The sequence below is a fragment of the Actinoplanes awajinensis subsp. mycoplanecinus genome (assembly GCF_001509495.1).
GTDB classification, from domain to species: Bacteria; Actinomycetota; Actinomycetes; order Mycobacteriales; family Micromonosporaceae; genus Actinoplanes; species Actinoplanes palleronii.
The window spans coordinates 1-18,264 of sequence record NZ_LLZH01000338.1 but is presented as its reverse complement, the minus strand read 5'-3'; the positions used below and the strand labels follow the sequence as shown (position 1 = coordinate 18,264).

At 71.9% G+C, this 18,264-nt stretch carries 16 protein-coding genes and 3 pseudogenes; 4 read left to right on the top strand and 15 right to left on the bottom strand.

The genetic code is table 11. The annotated features are described in order from the left end of the window. Positions 1–154: 154 nt before the first annotated feature. From meaB to ADL15_RS47580, 8 genes and pseudogenes are all read right to left on the bottom strand, one after another. On the bottom strand, positions 155–1,156 hold the full coding sequence (gene meaB, locus ADL15_RS47605) for a methylmalonyl Co-A mutase-associated GTPase MeaB (RefSeq protein ID WP_067707039.1): 1,002 nt from the start codon (positions 1,154–1,156) through the stop codon (positions 155–157). Continuing rightward, entirely contained in the window at positions 1,156–3,342 is a 2,187-nt protein-coding gene (scpA, locus tag ADL15_RS47600; protein ID WP_067707037.1) for a methylmalonyl-CoA mutase, read from the bottom strand. The genes meaB and scpA overlap by 1 nt, the downstream gene beginning before the upstream one ends. Beyond that, positions 3,339–5,153, bottom strand: a complete 1,815-nt coding sequence (locus ADL15_RS47595) for a methylmalonyl-CoA mutase family protein (RefSeq protein ID WP_067707034.1) — start codon at positions 5,151–5,153, stop codon at positions 3,339–3,341. The genes scpA and ADL15_RS47595 overlap by 4 nt, the downstream gene beginning before the upstream one ends. A 442-nt stretch (positions 5,154–5,595) precedes the next feature. Beyond that, positions 5,596–5,931 (bottom strand): annotated as a pseudogene (locus tag ADL15_RS47590) (MarR family transcriptional regulator); the annotation flags it as partial. A 588-nt stretch (positions 5,932–6,519) separates the two neighbouring features. Further along, a pseudogene (locus tag ADL15_RS56775) lies at positions 6,520–6,609 on the bottom strand (ABC transporter ATP-binding protein); the annotation flags it as partial. A 56-nt stretch (positions 6,610–6,665) separates the two neighbouring features. Then, positions 6,666–6,953 (bottom strand): ATP-binding cassette domain-containing protein, encoded by a 288-nt coding sequence (locus ADL15_RS56770; protein WP_269748444.1) that lies wholly within the window; start codon positions 6,951–6,953, stop codon positions 6,666–6,668. A gap of 135 nt (positions 6,954–7,088) precedes the next feature. Further along, a pseudogene (locus ADL15_RS56765) lies at positions 7,089–7,169 on the bottom strand (hypothetical protein); the annotation flags it as partial. A gap of 327 nt (positions 7,170–7,496) precedes the next feature. Further along, positions 7,497–8,126 (bottom strand): TetR/AcrR family transcriptional regulator, encoded by a 630-nt coding sequence (locus tag ADL15_RS47580; protein ID WP_067707029.1) that lies wholly within the window; start codon positions 8,124–8,126, stop codon positions 7,497–7,499. A gap of 55 nt (positions 8,127–8,181) precedes the next feature. Here ADL15_RS47580 and ADL15_RS56760 point away from each other — a divergent pair, with 55 nt between their 5' ends. Beyond that, on the top strand, positions 8,182–9,033 hold the full coding sequence (locus tag ADL15_RS56760) for a ketopantoate reductase family protein (RefSeq protein WP_067707026.1): 852 nt from the start codon (positions 8,182–8,184) through the stop codon (positions 9,031–9,033). Positions 9,034–9,038: 5 nt separating this feature from the next. Here ADL15_RS56760 and ADL15_RS47570 read toward each other — a convergent pair whose 3' ends face one another. Next, positions 9,039–9,854 carry an SAM-dependent methyltransferase gene (locus ADL15_RS47570; protein ID WP_157442058.1) on the bottom strand — a complete coding sequence of 272 codons (816 nt, stop codon included), beginning with the start codon at positions 9,852–9,854 and terminating at the stop codon, positions 9,039–9,041. Between the two features lie 191 nt (positions 9,855–10,045). On the opposite strand from ADL15_RS47570, the gene ADL15_RS47565 reads away from it, so the two are divergent. Continuing rightward, on the top strand, positions 10,046–10,237 hold the full coding sequence (locus ADL15_RS47565; RefSeq protein WP_067707021.1) for a hypothetical protein: 192 nt from the start codon (positions 10,046–10,048) through the stop codon (positions 10,235–10,237). A 27-nt stretch (positions 10,238–10,264) separates the two neighbouring features. Here ADL15_RS47565 and ADL15_RS47560 read toward each other — a convergent pair whose 3' ends face one another. From ADL15_RS47560 to ADL15_RS47545, 4 genes are all read right to left on the bottom strand, one after another. Continuing rightward, the gene (locus tag ADL15_RS47560; RefSeq protein WP_067707018.1) at positions 10,265–11,911 is read right to left on the bottom strand and encodes a protein kinase domain-containing protein; all 1,647 of its coding nucleotides are present in this window, start codon (positions 11,909–11,911) and stop codon (positions 10,265–10,267) included. Then, positions 11,908–12,666, bottom strand: a complete 759-nt coding sequence (locus ADL15_RS47555) for an FHA domain-containing protein (RefSeq protein ID WP_067707015.1) — start codon at positions 12,664–12,666, stop codon at positions 11,908–11,910. The genes ADL15_RS47560 and ADL15_RS47555 overlap by 4 nt, the downstream gene beginning before the upstream one ends. A 137-nt stretch (positions 12,667–12,803) precedes the next feature. Continuing rightward, on the bottom strand, positions 12,804–13,130 hold the full coding sequence (locus ADL15_RS47550; RefSeq protein WP_067707012.1) for a hypothetical protein: 327 nt from the start codon (positions 13,128–13,130) through the stop codon (positions 12,804–12,806). Between the two features lie 40 nt (positions 13,131–13,170). Beyond that, a complete protein-coding gene (locus ADL15_RS47545; protein WP_067707010.1) occupies positions 13,171–13,608 on the bottom strand; it encodes a hypothetical protein in 438 nt (145 codons plus the stop codon). A gap of 336 nt (positions 13,609–13,944) precedes the next feature. Here ADL15_RS47545 and ADL15_RS54805 point away from each other — a divergent pair, with 336 nt between their 5' ends. Beyond that, positions 13,945–14,145, top strand: coding sequence for a hypothetical protein (locus tag ADL15_RS54805; protein ID WP_067707007.1), 201 nt, complete (start codon positions 13,945–13,947; stop codon positions 14,143–14,145). 47 nt (positions 14,146–14,192) lie between these two features. Here ADL15_RS54805 and ADL15_RS47535 read toward each other — a convergent pair whose 3' ends face one another. Both ADL15_RS47535 and ADL15_RS47530 read right to left on the bottom strand, forming a co-directional pair. Further along, positions 14,193–15,491: a ThuA domain-containing protein gene (locus ADL15_RS47535; RefSeq protein ID WP_232345050.1), complete on the bottom strand. Its 1,299-nt coding sequence runs from the start codon at positions 15,489–15,491 to the stop codon at positions 14,193–14,195. Between the two features lie 212 nt (positions 15,492–15,703). Continuing rightward, positions 15,704–16,288, bottom strand: a complete 585-nt coding sequence (locus ADL15_RS47530) for a TetR/AcrR family transcriptional regulator (protein WP_067707001.1) — start codon at positions 16,286–16,288, stop codon at positions 15,704–15,706. A gap of 62 nt (positions 16,289–16,350) precedes the next feature. Here ADL15_RS47530 and ADL15_RS47525 point away from each other — a divergent pair, with 62 nt between their 5' ends. Further along, complete coding sequence (locus tag ADL15_RS47525) at positions 16,351–17,250, top strand: SDR family NAD(P)-dependent oxidoreductase (RefSeq protein ID WP_198171324.1); 900 nt, start codon at positions 16,351–16,353, stop codon at positions 17,248–17,250. Positions 17,251–18,264 lie beyond the last annotated feature (1,014 nt).

Below are 18,264 nucleotides of genomic sequence, written 5' to 3'. Positions count from 1 at the left end.
GTGTGGTTTTTGGGTGCGGAGCGCACCGTAACTTCACACGCTGCCGGTGGTGGGGCGTTGTGTGGGGTTTTTGGGTGCGCAGCGCACCGTAACTTCACACGCTGTGGCCGGGCGGCGTTGTGTGGGGTTTTTGGGTGCGGAGCGCACCGTAACTTCACACGCTGTGGTTGCGCTTGTCGTAGGAGGCTAGTAGCTGCTCGACGGCCTGTGCCGGGGTCAGCGAACCGTCGAGGATCTGCTGTTCCATCGTCTTTCCTGTGCTGCGGACGGCCGGGTCGGTGTCGAAGCGGGTCAGAATCGTCTCCCGGGCCATCGCCCACATCCAGCCGACCTGCTGCTGTCGGCGCCGGGCGGCGAGCGAACCGCCGGCCTGCCGATGCTCCCGATGGGCGTTCAGCTGGGCCCACACCTCGTCGACCCCGGTGCCCTCGACCGCGCTGCAGGTCAGTACCGGTGTCACCCAGGCCGACTCGTCGCCGCCGCGCAGCAGCCGCAGCGCGCCGGCCAGCTCCCGGGCGGCGCTCTTGGCCTCGGTGGCGTGCGGGCCGTCGGCCTTGTTGACGGCGATCACGTCGGCGATCTCGAGGATGCCCTTCTTGATGCCCTGCAGCTGGTCGCCGGTGCGGGCCAGGGCGAGCATCAGGAACGTGTCGACCATGTCGGCGACCGCGGTCTCGGACTGCCCCACCCCGACGGTCTCCACGATCACGATGTCGTAGCCGGCCGCCTCCACCACCACGATCGCCTCACGGGTGGCCTTCGCGACGCCGCCGAGGGTGCCGGCGGTGGGGGAGGGCCGCACGTAGGCGTTCGGGTCGGCGGCCAGCCGCGCCATTCGGGTCTTGTCGCCGAGGATGCTGCCCCGGGTGCGGGTCGACGACGGGTCCACGGCGAGCACCGCGACCCGGTGACCGGCCGCGGTGAGCAAACTGCCGAGCGCGTCGATGAACGTCGACTTCCCGACGCCGGGCACCCCGCTGATCCCGATCCGGTGCGACTGCCCGGCGTCCGGCAACAGCTCCTTCAGCAGCACCTGGGCCTGCGCCTGGTGATCGGCCCGGGTGGACTCGACAAGCGTGATGGCCCGCGCGACCCAGGCCGGGGTGCGCGCACGCACCCCGGCAGCCATCGCCGGCAGATCGACAGGTGCGGCCATCACGCGGCGGTCGGGTGTCCGAGCCGCCCGGACAGGTCGGTGAGCAGTTCGATCGCCGCGTCGGCCAGGACCGTTCCGGGCGCGAAGATCGCTGAGGCCCCGGCGTCGCGCAACGCGTCGTAGTCCTGCGGCGGGATCACCCCACCCGCGATGATCACGATGTCGGGGCGGCCCTGGGCGGCGAGTTCGTCGCGCAGGGCGGGGATCAGGGTGAGGTGTCCGGCGGCGAGGGAGTTCACGCCGACGATGTGCACGTCGGCTTCGATGGCCTGCCGGGCGACCTCGGCCGGGGTGGCGAACAGCGGGCCCACGTCCACGTCGAAGCCGAGGTCCGCGAACGCGGTAGCCACGACTTTCTGTCCGCGGTCGTGTCCGTCCTGGCCCATCTTCGCGACCAGGATGCGCGGCTGTCGGCCTTCGGCCTCAGCAAAGGCGGCAGCTGCGGCGCGGGCTTGTTCGATGTTGGTCACGGTCCCCGCTTCCTGCCGATAAACCCCGGATATCGTACGAATACGAGCCGTGTGCCGGCCGTAGACCTTCTCCAGGGCGTCGGAGATCTCCCCGACGGTGGCCTTGGCGCGTGCCGCGTCCACGGCCAGTGCCAGCAGGTTCGCCCCCGGCTCACCACCGGCGGCGCGGGTCAGCGCGTCGAGGGCGGCGACACACGCTGACTCGTCGCGTTCGGCGCGCAGCCGGCGCAGCTTCTCGACCTGCCCCGCCCGCACCGCAGCGTTGTCGATCTTCAGGACGTCGATCGGCTCGTCCACGCTCGGCCGGTACTTGTTCACGCCGATGACCGGCTGGCGACCGGAATCGATCCGTGCCTGCGTGCGCGCGGCGGCCTCTTCGATGCGCATCTTCGGGATGCCCTCGTCGATCGCGCGGGCCATGCCGCCGGCCTTCTCGACCTCGGTGATGTGCTCCCAGGCGCGGGCGGCGAGGTCATGGGTGAGGCGTTCGACGTAGGCGCTGCCGCCCCACGGGTCGATCGCCCGCGTCGTCCCGGATTCCTGCTGGATGACGAGCTGGGTGTTGCGGGCGATCCGGGCGGAGAAGTCGGTGGGCAGGGCGAGGGCTTCGTCGAGGGCGTTGGTGTGCAGCGACTGGGTGTGGCCTTGGGTGGCGGCCATCGCTTCGATGCACGTACGCATGACGTTGTTGTAGACGTCCTGAGCGGTCAGTGACCACCCGGAGGTCTGGCAGTGCGCCCGCAAACTCAGTGACCGCGGATCCTTCGGCGCGAACTCGCGCACGAGTTTGGCCCAGAGCAGCCGCCCTGCCCGCAGCTTGGCGACCTCCATGAAGAAGTTCATCCCGACGGCCCAGAAGAACGACAACCGGGGCGCGAACGCATCGATGTCCAACCCGGCATCGCGTCCAGCGCGCAGGTACTCCACCCCGTCGGCGAGGGTGTAGGCGAGTTCCAGGTCGGCGGTCGCTCCGGCTTCCTGGATGTGGTAGCCGGAGATGCTGATGGAGTTGAAGCGCGGCATGCGCTGTGAGGTGTAGGAGAAGATGTCGGAGATGATCCGCATCGATGGCGTCGGCGGGTAGATGTAGGTGTTGCGGACCATGAACTCTTTGAGGATGTCGTTCTGGATCGTCCCGGACAGCTGCTCCGGCGCGACGCCTTGCTCCTCGGCCGCGACGATGTAGAGCGCCAGGACCGGCAGGACGGCGCCGTTCATGGTCATCGACACGCTCATCTTGTCCAGGGGGATGCCCTCGAACAGTTGCCGCATGTCGTAGATCGAGTCGATCGCCACGCCGGCCATGCCGACGTCGCCGGTGACCCGCGGGTGATCGGAGTCGTAGCCGCGGTGGGTGGGCAGGTCGAACGCGACCGACAGGCCCTTCTGCCCGGCCGCGAGGTTGCGCCGGTAGAACGCGTTGGACTCCTCAGCGGTGGAGAACCCCGCGTACTGGCGGATCGTCCACGGCTGATTCACGTACATCGTCGGGTACGGGCCACGCACATACGGCGCGACACCCGGATACGTGTTCAGGAAGTCCACCCCGGCCAGGTCGGCGCCGGTGAACAGCGGCGGCACCTCGATGCCCTCCGGGGTACGCCAGAGCAGGTCCTCGGCGGGCTTGCCGGTCTCGGCGAGCACGGCGTCCCGCCAGGCCTGCGCGGAACCCGGCGCGGGAGCGGTCAGCTTCGCGGTGGAGAAGTCGGGGATCACTCCGGTACTCCCAGATCGGCAAGTGTGGTGGTCAGTACCGCGACGGCGTCTCCGCCGGCGTAGACGTACCCGTCGATGCCCGGGTAGTCGCCGCGGCCGGCCAGCAGCACCCGGCTGACCCCGGCCGCGCGCAGTTCGGCGGCGAGTGGGGCGGCCTGCTCGGCGTAGGCCTTGTCCGGGCCGCAGATGCACGCGACGGCGGGGCCGGGCTCGGTGGTGACCGCGATCCCGCCCGCGGCGAACAGGTTCGTCGCGAAGGTCACCCGGGCCCCGGACGCGGCCTTCGACCCGAGGGTGGCCAGGTAGACGGCCGGTCGCTCGGGCCGGGCGTCACTGCGGTCGCGCAGCCGCTCGAAGGCCTCCGCGTACCGGTGCCGGGGCAGCCCGCCGCCGATCGGCTCGGGTGCGGGCCGGCGCTGGGGGAGGCGCTCGTTCAGGTTCGGGAACTCGCTGACCCCGGTGATCGGGTCGCGGCGGTGGGCGATGTCGGTCGCCCGGGACTCCCACGCGGTGGCGAGCCGGTCGGCGACCAGGCCGCTGTCGAGCGCGGCGGCCAGCCCGCCGGCCTGCTCGACGACGGTGAACCACTCCCAGGCGGCCTGGGCGAGCTGCTCGGTGTACTGCTCGACGTACCAGGAACCGCCGGCCGGGTCGAGCACCCGGGCCACGTGCGCCTCCTCGACCAGCAGGGTCTGCGTGTTGCGGGCCAGCCGCCGGGAGAACGCGTCCGGCCGGCCCAGGCGGTGGTCGAACGGCAGCACCGTCACGGCGTCCGCCCCGCCGACACCGGCCGCGAACGAGGCGATCGTGGTGCGCAGCAGGTTCACCCACGGGTCCCGGGCGGTCATCATCGCGGCCGAGGTCACCGCGTGCTGGCGCTGGCCACCGCTCTCGGCGGCCTCGCACAGCTCGGCGACCCGGGCCCACAACCGGCGCGCGGCACGCAGCTTCGCGATGGTGGCGAACTGGTCGGCGCTCGCCGCGTACCGGAAATCGAGCTGACCCAACGCGGCGCGGACCGAGAGACCGGAATCGGTCAGGACCCGCAGGTAGGCGACCCCGGCGGCGGCCGCGCAGGCCAGCTCCTCGACCTCGGACCCGCCGGCGTCGTGATACACCGTCGCATCCACGGTGATCGCCCGCAGGCCCGGCGCGTCGGCCGCGCAGCGCCCGGCCAGTGCCGCGGCGTCACGCAGTGCGGCGTCGAGGCCGTCAACCGCACCGGTACGGGCGCGCCAGCCCAGCGGGTCGGCCCCGAAACCACCGGCGGCCTTGCCGGGCTCGACCTTGCGCGCGGCGAGCAGATCGAACCACGCGTTCGCGGCCGGCCGGAACGCGTCGCCGGCGTCCAGGACCACCGGCGCCAGGTCCAGGTAGACGCCGTCGAGGGCGTCCGGCAGCGCGTCGATCGGCAGCGCGCCGCCGCCGACCGCGAGCCACAGCGACGTCGTGCCGTTCTCCAGGTCGCCGAGGACCGCCTCGCGCAGCTCCGCGGGCTCCGGCTCGGTGTAACGCTGGCGCACGTCCCAGCCCGCGACGACCGCGCCCGCGGCCCGGGCGCCACGCACGAACGGCGGCTGGCCGGGCAGCCCGGTCTCCGGGCGGTCGGTGGCCTCCGGGGTGTGCAGCGCCGCGACCCGCAGGCCGCCGTGGGTGACCGAGGTCAGCAGGTCGTCGACCTGCTCCGGCAGGGTGTCGTTGGTGGCGCCGCCCGACCGGCGCAGAGCCGTGAGCGCGAGACGCCGCCACTGCTCAACGGTGGCCGCGGGAAAATCCGCCCCCAACGTGAGATTCTCCGCCGATTCCGTCATGGCTCCATAACCCTGATCGACACGCCGCGCCCTTCGCCGTCCTGATCACGATCCTTACTTCCGGAGACTAACGCCCGGTAAGTCGAGCACGACACTGGCGTTCCACCGACCGGCGAGCACCTCCGGTCGCCGCAGCCGGCCCGACCCCACCATGCTCGCTCGCCGGTCGTGGCCGGCGAGCGGCGGTGGTGGTTGTGGCGGCTTGAGCCCACGATGAGCGCTCGCTGAGGGAGCGCCCGAGCAGACTTCATCACCACGGGCGGGCCGCTCAACCCGCCGGCTGGTCCTGGTGGCCGTTGTGGAGGCGGGATAAGGGCCGTCACGGCCAGCTGGGTTTGCCGGGCTGGTTCTGGGGGCCGTTATGGAGGTCGGATAAGGGCTGTCACGGCCAGCTGGGTTTGCCGGGCTGGTTCAGAGGGCCGCCGGCAGCAACCGGCTGCGCTCAGGTGCGCGCGGCGGGCCGATCCGCGACCTCGAGCAGCGCCAGCAGGACGTTCCGCGCCGCCGTGACCTCGACCGCTCCCAGCCGCGCGACCAGCTGTTCCTCAACAGCCAGTTCGTCGTGTCGGTCCGCGGCGGCGGCCGCATCCCCGGCCGTGGTGATCTGTATTCGCCGATCCCGGACGTCGCCCGCCGCCCCGAGCCGCCGCACGTAGCCGCGGGCTTCCAGCGCACCGACTCGCCGCACGATCTCCTGAACCGGCACCGCAAGCCGCCCGGCCAGCTCACCGACGGTGGTGTCGCTTTCGGCCAGCGCCCGCAGCACCGGCACCAGGACCCGATCGAGCCCCGATGCCGGGGCAGCCGGGCGCGGCGTTCTTCACAGACCTGCTCGGCCAGCCGGCAGAGCGCGATCACATTCAGGTCGTCGGTAAGCGTCAGATTCCGGTCGTCGATCATCGGAAGAGCGGCCCGTCTCGGGTCGGGAGAGGACAACGGGTGAGCGGATCTCCGGGGCCGGCGGTGGCGGGCTCGTCACCGACCGCCGGCAGCGTGCCGGCCTCGTGAGCTCGGCCCGCGTCGACGGCCTCGCGGGCCAGGTTAGCGGCGCGAGCCCCGGCAAAGGCGGCGCCGATGTCAACGACCGGTTACGGTCCGCCGCCCGGATGAGCAGGGCACGACCAGGTCGTGGCGTCACCGGATCCTGCGTGTTGCGGGTCAGCGCGCCGGCAGGTCCTCGACCCGGTCGGCCCAGCGGCTCAGCAGGACCTCGTCGTGCGAGACCAGCAGGACGCCGAGGCCCGGTTCGCTCCTGCTCCTCACGGATCACCGCGGCCACGTGTGCCTGCGTCGACGCGTCCAGCATCGTCGTCGCCTCGTCGCACAACAGGTAGCGCGGCGACTGCGCCAACGCCCGCGCCAGACACGCCCGCTGCAACTGCCCGTCACTGACCGCGTGCGGGCGGCGGGTGAGCAGGTCCGCGGTGAGCCCGGCGCGCCCGGCCAGCTCGGCCACCCGGTCCAGCGGGCGCCGCCGGGCGCGCAGCGGCTCGGCGATCACATCGGCCAGGCTCAGCCGCGGGTCACTGGCCGCTCAGGGGCTCTGGAACAACACCCCGATTTGGTACGGACATCAGCCGCCACCCGGTGCCGCGCCCCGTCGACGCGCTCCCCGTCCACCTCGACGTGCCCGTCCACCGGCGGGTGCAGCAACGCGAGCACCCGCACCAGGGTGGACTTCCCGCTCCCGGACGGCCCCCGCAAACCCACCGTCCCCCCGGCCGCGACGGTGAGGCTGACTTCCGAGAGGACCGGGTGTCCGCGATATCCGGCCCGGATCCCGTGCGCGCTGAGACTCATGCCGTGACCTCCGTGGTGACGATCGGATGGTGACAGGCGACCGGCCCGACCGGTTGGACCAGGCACCTCGCCGTGACGCGCGGACCGCGCCGCGAAGGAACAGCCCACCGGCAGCGCGGTGAGCATCGGCGGCTCGCCGGGTACCGGCCGGAACGCGCGATCCGGCAGCGCGTCGAGCAGCGCCGCACTGTATGGATGCGTCGGCGCCCCGAACACCTCCCGGGCGTCTCGGGGTGCACCGGCGCCGGTCGCGGTGCCGGGTGGCTACCGGATCGACGTGGGCATTCCCGGTCCTCGGCGCCGCTTCGTGATGCACGCCGGGGACCTCGGGGCGCTGGGGCGGACGAGGCCGTGCCGGGCACCTGGCTCAAGGCGGCGGTGGCGAGGCGCTCTCCCCGCCGTACCAGATGGGGGTTGTCGATATCGGGCCGGTGAGCGTCGCCACGGTCGTGAGCAGCGGGGGAGTGGTCGTGGCCGGCGGGCGGCTGGCGGCGGCCGGGCCCAGCGGTGTCGTCGATCAGGTCGAGACGTGCCCGAGCCCGCCTAGGTCGTCGGCGGGGCGCTCATCGCGGCGGCCAGGAACGTGATCGCCCAGCGGCGGGCCGCGTCGCTCGCCGCGGCCGGGGGTTGGCAGTCCACCGGGTGCTGCTGGTAGGCGTCGGCGCGGTCCATCGCGGTCACGGTGAGCACGCCGCGGAGCCGGAACCGCAGCTCCTCCGGCGGCAGGCCGGGCAGTGCGCGGGCGAAGGCGGCCAGGAAGCGGTCGCGGGCGGTGGCCTCGGCCGGGCCGGTCCAGGCGCGGACCTCCTCGGCCGGGTCGCCGAGGATCGTCACGATCAGCCGGGACGTCCGGGCGCCGCCCTCGTCGCCGGCCGGCATCTCGTCGAAGAGCGGACCCGCGAACGCCTCGACCAGGTCGCTGACCGCCGGGTCCGGGGTCCGGGCGAGCAGCCGGTCGAGCCCGGCGCTCTGCGCGGCGTTGATCGGCTCGAGCACCCGGCGGACCACCGCGCCGAGCAGCTCCGCCTTCGAGCCGAAGTGGTAGCCGACCGCGGCCAGGTTCGCCCCGGCGCGCTCGGTGACCGCGCGGATCGACGTGCCCCGATAGCCGCGCTCGGCGAAGAGGTGCTCGGCCGCGTCGAGCAACTGGGTGCGGGTGTCGGGTGCTGCCATGGGTGCTTACTATACGTACGTATGATTCAAACGAACGTATGAATGAGGGAGTGCCGTGAAGCTGCTCGTGTACGGCGCCGGGGTCACCGGCAGCCAGTTCGCCGTCCGGCTGCACGAGGCCGGACACGACGTGGAACTGCTCGCCCGCGGGGAGCGCCTGGCTGCGCTGCGCCGGCACGGGGTGCAGCTCGCGGCCGGGGACAGTCCGGTCGTGCGGCGGGTGCCGGTGCCGGTGGTCGAGCACCCGGCCGGCGACTACGACCTGATCGCCGTCCCGGTCCGCACCCACCAGGTGGACGCGGTGCTGGAGAGCCTCGCCGGCGTCGGTGGTGACGTGCTGTCCCTGTTCAACTGGGCGGGCGGTGCGGCGCCGCTGGACGCGGTGCTCGGCGCCGGGCGGGTGCTGCTCGGCTTCCCCACGGTCGGCGGCACCATGGACGGCGACGTGGTCCGGCACCGGGCGCCCGGCCTGGCGACGCGCTTAGTCCCGATGCCGATCGGTGAACCCGACGGGCGTACCACCCCGCGCCTGACCCGGATCGTGCGGGCGTTCCGCGCCGCCGGGTTCAACGCCAAGGCGGAGCCGCGGATGGACGCCTGGCTCCGGACGCACGCGGCGTTCGAGATGCCGCTCGGGCAGGCGGTGCTGGCGGCGGGTGGCCCGGCCGCGCTGGCCGCCGATCCGGCCGCGGTCCGCGCCCTGCTCCACCGGATCCGGGAGAGCCTGCCGGCCGCGCCGGTCCCGGGCGGGTTCGCCGCGTTGCGCACGCTGCCGGCCGGGCTGCTCGTGCCGGTGCTGCGGCGCTTCCTGCGCAGCTCGGTCGCCACCAACAGCGGGCTGGCCGACTCCTCACCCGGTGCGGCCGCCGCCTACCAGCGGCTGGCCGAGCAGATGCGCGCCGGGTGAACCGGTCAGCGCCGGACGACGCGGGCCACCAGGCCGTTCATCGCCACGTCGGCGACCGACGGGCGCGGCTGCGGTGCGGCCTCCGCCCACCACCGGGAGATCGAGGTGACCGGCTCGACGAGGTGCAGGTCGGGGCGGGCGAACAGTGCGGCCAGTTCGACTCCGGACCGCACCCGCGCCTGACTGGCGTCGGCCCGCCCGATCCTGGCGGCCTGCTCCGCGGTCACGTGCTCCGCGGTGCCGTGCGAGACGACGACCAGGCTGCCGTCCGGGAGGGCGTCGACGAACGTGTCGACGATGGCGCGCGGGTTCTCCTCGTCCTTGATGAAGTGCAGCACCGCGAGCATCATCAGGGCAACCGGCTCGGTGAAGTCCAGCGCGGCGGCGGTGTCCGCGTGGTGCAGGATCTTGTCCGGTTCGCGCAGGTCGGCATCGATGTAGGCGGTCCGGCCCTGCGGGGTGCCGGTCAGCAGGGCGCGTGCGTGGGCGAGCACGAGCGGGTCGTTGTCCACGTAGACGATCCGGGCCGCCGGATCGATCTCCTGCGCGACCTGGTGGGTATTGGGGCTGGTCGGGATGCCGGTGCCGATGTCCAGGAACTGCCGGATGCCGAGCTCCCGAGCGGCGAAGCGCACGCTGCGGTGCAGGAACCAGCGGTTCTCCTGCGCGAGCAGCCGCACGGTCGGGAACTGCTTCTCGATCGCGTCCGCCGCGTCCCGGTCGACTTGGAAGTTGTCCTTGCCGCCGAGCCAGTAGTCGTAGCGCCGCGCCGGGTGGGGCGTCGTGGCATCCACTGTGAACGGTGCGTTTTCGCTGCTCACTCCGGCTCCTTCACGGAAAATTCGCAGATGACGATCGCATCGTAACGGAGATCGGCGCCTGACTATGGGCTCCGCGCCGTGGCGATGTCACCGGCGTCCCGCCACCCGCCCGGGGGAGCGACGGGCGGCGCTGCGGCGCCTACGGTGGATTTCGCCGGTAAAGAACCGTCCTGAAGGAAAAGGATCGACTTGTGAAGATGAAGGTGGTCCTGCTGTCCGCGGCCCTGCTGCTGGGACCCGCGCTCGCTCCCGCTCCCGCCCTGGCCGAGGGGCCGCCGGTCACCACGCCGGGTGCGGCGACCCCCGCGGTCCGGACGCCCGTGCCTACGGTCCAGAAGCCGGCCAAGGCCAAGAAAAAGAAGAAGTGCCGCTTCTTCTGCTGACCGCTGGTGACTGTCTCCCGGACTTCCTCAGGTCCGGGAGATATGTACGTCGGTGAGGGTGACCGCGGCGCCCCAGGCCCGCACCGCGATGCCGCCGCACTCCACCGTCGGCACCTGGTAGGCGGCGCTCGTCTCGCCGACGTCGATCCGGATCGTCTGGCCGATACCGCTGACCCGGACGTGCTGCGGGCGGTCGATCGGGGGCGCCGGGTCGGGATCGACGGTGCCGGCCCACGCGCCGCCGGGCAGCTGCGCCGGGCGCAGGTAGGAGCCGGGCGCCGCGGTGATGTCGGCGGCCTGCCACTCGTACTGGATCGAGGCGCCGTCCGGCACACCGTCCTGGGTCATCGTGCTGCGCGGGGCCACCGCGAAGCCGTAGCCGAAGCTGCTGCTCACCGGCGTCACCGTGACGTCGAACTCGATCGCCGCGGCGCACGCGGCGCCCGGGGAGTACAGACCCCACAGGTGGCTGTAGCGATCGTTTCCGGTCGGTGGGCTCAGTGACAACTCCCGGCCGGCGATCCGGTAGGGGAAGGCGGAGTACTCCCGGCCGAACGGGGTGAACCCGGGCAGGGTGGCCTCCGGCTCCCGGGTGACCCGGTAGACGCCTCCGGCTCCGGCCGCCAGCAGCACCAGGCCGGCCGCGGCCAGGCGACGGCGGCGGCGACGGCGGCGGGGCAGCGCGGCGAGCGTCAGGGCCTCGGTGGCCCAGGCCCGCGCCCGGGCCGGCCGATCACCGGGGTCCGGGCTCAGCATCGCCGCCAGGTGGTTGATCAGCGGGCGTCGTCCGTGCGCCGGGATCGCTTTTTCCAACCCTTTTCGTACGGCGTCGCCGTCGCCCGGCGGGTCGGTGCCGGTGACGCAGAAGTAGCCGACGGCACCGAGCGCGAACAGGTCGGACTCCGGCGTACGCGGCTCACGCGGCGCGGCCAGCACCTCCGGCGCGGCGTAGTAGCGGCTGTGCATGCCGTCGGGGTCGTAGCCGTCGTCCCGGGCGCGCAGACCACCGAAGTCGATCAGTACGGCGCCGCGGACCGGGTGGAGCACACAGTTGGCCGGCTTGATGTCGCGGTGCAGCATCGGGTTGCCGAACGTCTGCGTCACCGAGTGCAGCGCCTGCACCCCGTCCGCGAGGTCGCACAGCCAGCCCAGCCGGGTGGTCAGATCCGGACTCTCGGTCGCCAGGTGCGCGGCGAGGCTGACCCCGTCGATCCACTCCATCACCACGTACGGCCGGACCACCTCACGGCCGTCCGGGCCGGCCGGTGGGGTGCCGGCCCGGTGCGGTGGCGGGCCGAGGAACACGTCGACGAGCCGGACCAGGTGCGGGTTCTCGACCGCCTGCAGCAGGTGGCGTTGATCGAGCCAGCGTCGTTCGTCGGCCGCCGTCGGCCAGACCCGGGGCGCGCCGGGCGGTGGCTCGAGCTGCTTGACGGCGTACACGACCGGGTTGTTCAACCGGCCCTGGTAGCGGGCCCGCCACACGGTGCCCTCGCCGCCGCGCAGGCCGGTGCCGAGCAGTTCGAACCGGTCGGGTTCGGCGGCCGGGCCGGCGAACAGCCCGTTGGGCACGTCCGCGGCGGTGCCCGGCTCGACGGCGGGCAGGCCGAGCACCACGGCGGGGGCCTGGTCGGCGCCACCGGTCGGCGCCATCTCCGCGGCGGGTCCGGTCATCCGTCCGGGCCGGGTTCGTCGAGCAGCCGTAGCTGCCCGGGGCCCACCGTGCCGGAGTCCAGCGCCCAGCGGGCCAGCGCCGACCGGTAGTCGCTGTGGTCGGTCTCGTCGCCGCCGCGCAGTCCGGGGATGCCGTCCTCCTCGGTGAGCCGGTGCCGCAGAGCGTCCAGGCAGTTGCGGACGCTGCCGGACTTCAGCCCGGTCCGGATGCCGATCTCCCGGTAGCTCGCGGGTCTCGCCTCCTCGCCGGCGAGGATCAGCAGCGGCTCGCAGAGCGCGGCGAGCAGCCGCAGCTCGCGGGCGCTGACCCGGTCCGCCGCGGGATTGGTGGGCGGCCCGCCGGCCGGCGCCACCGGCACGGTCACGGCGTCCGGCAGCGGCGGTGCCGGCAGCAGCGGGCGGGTGTCGATCAGCAGGGCGTAGCGGCTGCCGTGCCGGCCCGGTACGACCAGGCGCAGCTGGTCGAACGGGCTGGTGCCGACCGTCATCCGCGGGCCGATCGGCGTCTCCGGCCCGGGGAACGCCTGCAGGACGATGCCCTGGGTGCGGGAGTCGTTGCGGATCAGGACGCCGTCGCTGAGCCCGAGCAGGGTGCCGGCCTGCCGAGACACCCAGTCGTCCTCGGGGTCGTAGGCGAACCGGATGTCGCGGTCCGGGTTCCGGCCGAAGGACAGCTCCTTCCCGGGGTGCAACCGCCAGCGCCGCCGGGCCAGCCGGATCACCGCGCAGCCGAGCTCGTCGTCGTTCTCGTCCATGGTCTCCAGTCGTCTCGGTACGAAGAATCGTTCAACGATGCCCGGCTCATGGCAATCACCCACGCGAGGGGTTTTTGCGGAGGTGATTGCCATGAGTCCGGCATGTCACGGCGCGCCGCGGATGACGACGGTCTGCGTCAGCACGATGCGGTGCGGGCGAACTTCCGGCCCTTGGTCCACTTGTAGCCACCCGTGGTGTGCGGGGCGACCCGGACACAGCCCTCGCCGAGCGTCCGGGACCCGCCCAGCGTGGGCCACATCGCGTAGACCTCGAAACCGGCGGTGGTCGAGCAGGTGTTGTAGGCGTACACCGTCTGCGTCCGGATGCCGGTCGTCGGTGTGATCACCAGACACCCCTGTGGATAGCTGCTGCGGGCCTGTGCGGGGGCGATGCTTCCCGCGACCAGGGCCGCGCTGACCGCGGCAACGGTGAGGGCGCGGACGGGCAGTCGAAAATCGATCATGACGTACTCCTGACAGGGTGAGGTGCGGACGGTGGTGGGATCAGTTCTTGCAGAACTTGCCGTTGTCGGTGGAGTACCACCGCAGAAGGCCGCCGTGGGCGATCGTCGTCTGGAAGCAGGCGCCCCGGTCGCCGTGCGTCTCGGCCGCTTCCTTGATCTGGTCGCGGATGACCGCACCGTTGACGGCCATGCCCGCCTCGCAGATGAGCCCGCCGATCACCGCGGTGACCGCGCCGACGGCGGCGCAGACCGCCGTACCGGCCACGGCTCCGCCCACACCGGCGTAGCTGTCCAGCCGGGAGTTCAGCTCGCGGGTGGCCGACCGGGACACGTAGTACGAGCAGCTCTTCCAGCCGCAGTTGACGGTGACGGCACCCTGGGTCCGGGTGACCGCCTGCGCCGGGGTGGCGGTGAGGGCCGCGGCTCCGGCCAGGGCGAGGGTGAGGGCCGAGACGGTGACGGCGCGCGAGCTACGCATGGGGACTCCCGGGAGTTCGGCCGGCCGCCCCGGTGGCGCCCGCCTGCTTCCATCTCAGGCGATATCGGGCGGGGAGGCAGGTGCACCCCTGCACCCCGGTAATGACAGAACCTCCCTGGCCGCCGTCACCGGCCGTCGCGTCGAGGGCGTACCAGATGGTCTTGAACTGAGGGAAGTAGCGATCGTGCGAGCAACTCTGATCTACGGTGCCGGCGACTTCGCCCGGCGTCGACGGCGGGCAGGGCGAGGCGGTCCGCGTGCCGCGGGCGCAGGGCACGCTGGTGAAGCTGCCGGTCAGCGAGGACGCGGCGACTCGGCGCCGAGCGGATCATCCTGATGGGCCGGCACAAGGACCGCACCGATCTGGGCCGCGAGTTCGGCGCCACCGACGTCGTCGCGGAGCGTGGCGAGGAGGGCATCACCAAGGTCAAGGAGCCCGGCAAGGTCTTCGACCGGACCGTCTCGCTCGACGAGGTGCCGGCCGGCTATCAGGCGATGGCCGGCCGCGAGGCGCTCAAGGTTCTGATCAAAAACTGACGGAGGTGGGTGGTCCAGGTTTTCCCGGACCACCCTTTCCGGTACGACTATGAAACTCGGAAGCTCTGTGCCGCCGTGCCGTTACAGGTGTACTGCACGAGCTGAACGCTGTCCGCCAGGCTGGCGCCGGGCACGTCCAGGCACTTGCCGCTGTTCCGGTTGACGAAGTGGTAGTAGCCGCCACCCTCGGCGACCGGCTGCCACTGCTGGTTGTTACCGCCGCCGTACGTCCACGTCTGGATCTTGGCGTTGTCGGCGGTCGACACGTCGGTGACGTCGAGGGCCTGTGCGCTGTTGCCGCGCTGGTTGATCCGTACGTAGCCGCCGCTGGTGGTGGCGAACTGGTACTGCTGCGCGGCCGAGGCGTTGCAGGTGTACTGCTGGATCGCGGTGCCGCTCACGGTGCCGGCGGCCCGGGCGTCCAGGCACTTGCCACTGTTCTTGTTCACCACCGGGTACCACGCGGCCGGGTCGATCGGGCCGGTGGCCGGGGGCGTGCTCGGCGGCGTGGTCGGCGTGGTCGGGCTCTGGCCGCCCAGCCACTGCAGGCCCTGGATCAGCCACTGGTTCTGCTGGGCGCTCGCGAACGTGGACGACGTACGCGTGTTGGTCTCGTAGTTCATGCCGTTGTGGCCGAAGTTGGCGTACAGCATCTTGTAGTTCTTGTTCGTCCACATCAGTGGGTAGAAGCCGCTGCGCCACTGCTGGTTCGGGTCGCTGCCGACCGGGAAACTCGACGCGTCGATCGAGGCCAGGATGTCGATGTTCGGGTTCTGGCGCAGGTCGTTGCTCCACGAGTACCACTCGCTGACCGACGACTGGATCGTCGCGGGCAGGCCGGCGGTGGACGGGTGCGTACGATCCTCGATCTTGAGGGTTTCGGCGGTCGGCCCCCAGGTGTTCGTCGCGAAGTTCCCGGAGCCGAGGAACGTGTTGTAGTACCAGCTCCACGAGTTCGCGTCGGTGGTGAACGCGCTGACGTGGAAGCCGAGGAACCCGCCGCCGTTCTGCATGTACTGCTGGAACGCGGCCCGGCGCTCGGCCGGCGGCCCGTCGTCCAGGAACATCACCACCTGGACACCGGCCAGGCCACTGGTGCTGAGCCGGCTCCAGTCGGTGGTGGCCTCCCAGGTGAAGCCGTTCTGGGCGCCGGTCTTCGGGAACCAGTCCCGGGCCTCTTTGTCGAAGTCGATGTGCGCCGCGTCCCAGGTGCCGTTGTAGAAGGCGAGCACCTTGAAGGGTGTGGCGGCGGCAGCTTCGGTGGTCCGCACGACCAGGCCGGTGGTGACCGTGGTGAGCAGGGCGATCGTCGCCACTAGGGCGCGTTTGAGCATCTTTCTAGCCACGTCGATACCTCGAGGACGAAGGTGAGTGGGGGATGGCGGCGCCGCTGGCGTTCATCCTCAGGTATCGATGCCGTGTGTCGCAAGGTTAAGAGCCCTAATAGTTAATCAGGCTGCCTGTTTCTCGTGCGTCTTTGTTGTTTCATCGTTTGTTTCATCGGTCGCTTGTTCTTTGGCCGCTTGTTCTCCGGGCGGCTTGTCTTCTGGTCGTTTGTTCACTGGCGGCTTGTTCTTTGGCCGGCCAGGAACTGCTCGATTGCTGCCTCCAGGATGCCGTCGAGCAGTTCCGGGATGACCAGGCGGCCGTTGGTCAGCGCGGCGATGCCCTGCAGGGTCGCCAGCAGCAGTACTCCCGGGCGGTGCGGATCGCCGGGCGCGATCGCGCCGTGCTTCTGGCCGTCTTTGATCACGTCGTTGAGCAGCCCGAACGGTGCGGCAGCGGCCTCGGCGACCCGGTCGGCGCGGTGCTTTCCGGCATACATCACGTCGAGCAGCGCGGTGTCCTCGGTGGCGAACCGCAGGTAGGCCGCGGACGCCGCGTGCAGCCGGACCGGAAAGTCGGCCCCGGCCGTCGCGAGCGCGGCGCGCAGCTCGGTGTCCAGCCGGGCAAAACCGGTCTCGGCCAGGGCGTCGAGCAGCGCCTGCCGGTCCGCGAAGTGCCGCCGCGGCGCCGCGTGGCTGACGCCGGCCTCGCGGGCCAGCTCGCGCAGCGAGAGCTGCTCCGCCCCGTGCTCGCGCAGGCTGCGCTCGGCGGCCTCGAGCAGCGTGGCGCGGAGATTTCCGTGGTGATAGGCGGGCACGGGCTCATCCTAGTCAGATGTTGGCGTTGACAGCATTGTTGTCACCGCATACATTGTTGCCTGTGACAACATCAGCGGAATCTCAGCAGCTCATCGTCGTGACCGGCGCGTCCACCGGGATAGGCGCGGCCACCGCCCGCGAGCTGGCCCGCCGGGGCTTCCACGTGCTGGCCGGGGTGCGGCGCGACCGGGACGCCGACGCGATCCGGTCACCCGGCGTCGAGCCGGTCCTGCTCGACATCACCGAGCCCGCGCAGGTGGCCGCGCTCGCCGCGCAGGTCGCCGCCGACCCGCGCCCCCTGCACGCGGTGGTCAACAACGCCGGCATCCAGGTGAACGCCCCGGTCGAAGCTCTGCCGATGGCGGAGTGGCGCCGGGTGTTCGAGGTGAACCTCTTCGGACACATCGCCGTCACCCAGGCGCTGCTGCCGGCCCTGCTGCGCAGCCGGGGCCGGGTGCTGAACATCAGCTCGATCGGTGGCAAGGCCGCCATGCCGACCTACGGCGCGTATGCCGGCGCGAAGTTCGCCCTGGAGGCGGTGAGCGACGCGCTCCGGCGCGAGGTCACGTCCCTCGGCGTACGGGTGATCGTGATCGAACCGGGTGGTGTCCGCACCGAGATGGCCACCCGCGGCATCACCACGAACAACCAGCTCGCCGCGCAGATGACCCCGGAGCAGGACGAGCGCTACAGCGGCCTGGTCCAGGCGATCAACTCACTGATGGACGCGGGCACGTCCTCGGGGGTGACCGCCGACGCGGCCGCCCGGGTCGTCGCGAAGGCCGTGACCGCCCGCCGCCCCCGCACCCGCTACACGATCGGCCGCGACGCCGCCCTGCTCATCGCCGCGACGCGCCTCCTGCCCGACCGCGCTCTCGACCGCCTGGTCACCGCCACGGTCCGCCGCCACTACCCGGCCGCCGCACCCGCGGCCGTCGACCGGGTGCTGCACGCCAGCTGACCGACCGGGGTGGCGACGACCGCGATCGAGCGATCCTCCGCCCCGACTGCGACAACCATCTCGAGAACGAGCATGAGGCGCTGACCCCCGTCATCCTCGGCGCCGGAAAAGCTTTCCCGAACACCGCCGCGCCCGTTTCGACCTGTCAAGGCGGGCCAGCTAGTCGGCCGGCGATCTCGAGATGAGCGACGACCTGCGGCCCGGCACCCGTCTGCCCCGAAACGGTCCAGCCGCGCGGAGTCCCCTCAGCTGCCCGTGCCCCACCCCGGCAGTCCGGCGCTCACGGCGATCCACCACGACCGGTGTCAGGTCTTGCAGTGGACCAGTTAGTCCGTTCACGCGCCTCGAGGCACCCGCCAGCACCAGCCGCCGGCCAGCAGCTGGTGCTGGCGGCTGCCTCGAGCGGCTGGAGACAGCCCGTGACCACCGGCCGGGCGGCCCGCAGCTGGTGGCGGCTCGCTGTGTGGCGCCTGTCCGCTTGACGACTTCCAGCGTGTCGCTGGTCTCCGGCTGGCGCTGAGGGGTGTCTCCGCGCAGTCGAGGCACCCCTCAGCGCCAGCCAGCGGCCCGCAGCTGGTTCTGGGAGGTGTCTCCGGGCTGTCGAGGCACCTCTGGGCGCCAGCCTGCGGCCTGCAGCTGGTGCTGGCGGCTGCCTCGGGCGGCTGGAGGCAGCCGTGACCGCCAGCCGGGCGGTCTGCGGCTGGTGGTGGGGGGTGTCTCCGGGCTGTCGAGACACCTCTGGGCGCCAGCCGGCGGCCTGCAGCTGGTGCTGGCGGCTGTCTCGGGCGGCTGGAGGCAGCCGTGACCGCCAGCCGGGCGGTCTGTGGCTGGTGGTGGTTCGCTGGGTGCCTGCCTGCTTTAGGCCTTGCGGCGCGTCCCGGTTTCCGGCTGGCGCCCAGGGGTGTCTCCGGGTTGTTGAGGGACCCCTGGGCGCCAGCCGGAAACCTGCGGCTGGTGGTGGTGGCTGCCTCTGGGGTGAGGGAGCCTTCCGTGCCGGCGGGGTGGGGCTAGAAG

Coding starts and splice junctions, on each gene's coding strand:
- meaB (WP_067707039.1), bottom strand. CDS start 1,156: ATGGCCGCACCTGTCGATCTGCCGGCGATGGCTGCCGGGGTGCGTGCG.
- ADL15_RS47595 (WP_067707034.1), bottom strand. CDS start 5,153: ATGACGGAATCGGCGGAGAATCTCACGTTGGGGGCGGATTTTCCCGCG.
- ADL15_RS56770 (WP_269748444.1), bottom strand. CDS start 6,953: ATGAGTCTCAGCGCGCACGGGATCCGGGCCGGATATCGCGGACACCCG.
- ADL15_RS47580 (WP_067707029.1), bottom strand. CDS start 8,126: ATGGCAGCACCCGACACCCGCACCCAGTTGCTCGACGCGGCCGAGCAC.
- ADL15_RS47560 (WP_067707018.1), bottom strand. CDS start 11,911: ATGACCGGACCCGCCGCGGAGATGGCGCCGACCGGTGGCGCCGACCAG.
- ADL15_RS47555 (WP_067707015.1), bottom strand. CDS start 12,666: ATGGACGAGAACGACGACGAGCTCGGCTGCGCGGTGATCCGGCTGGCC.
- ADL15_RS47550 (WP_067707012.1), bottom strand. CDS start 13,130: ATGATCGATTTTCGACTGCCCGTCCGCGCCCTCACCGTTGCCGCGGTC.
- ADL15_RS47545 (WP_067707010.1), bottom strand. CDS start 13,608: ATGCGTAGCTCGCGCGCCGTCACCGTCTCGGCCCTCACCCTCGCCCTG.
- ADL15_RS54805 (WP_067707007.1), top strand. CDS start 13,945: ATGGGCCGGCACAAGGACCGCACCGATCTGGGCCGCGAGTTCGGCGCC.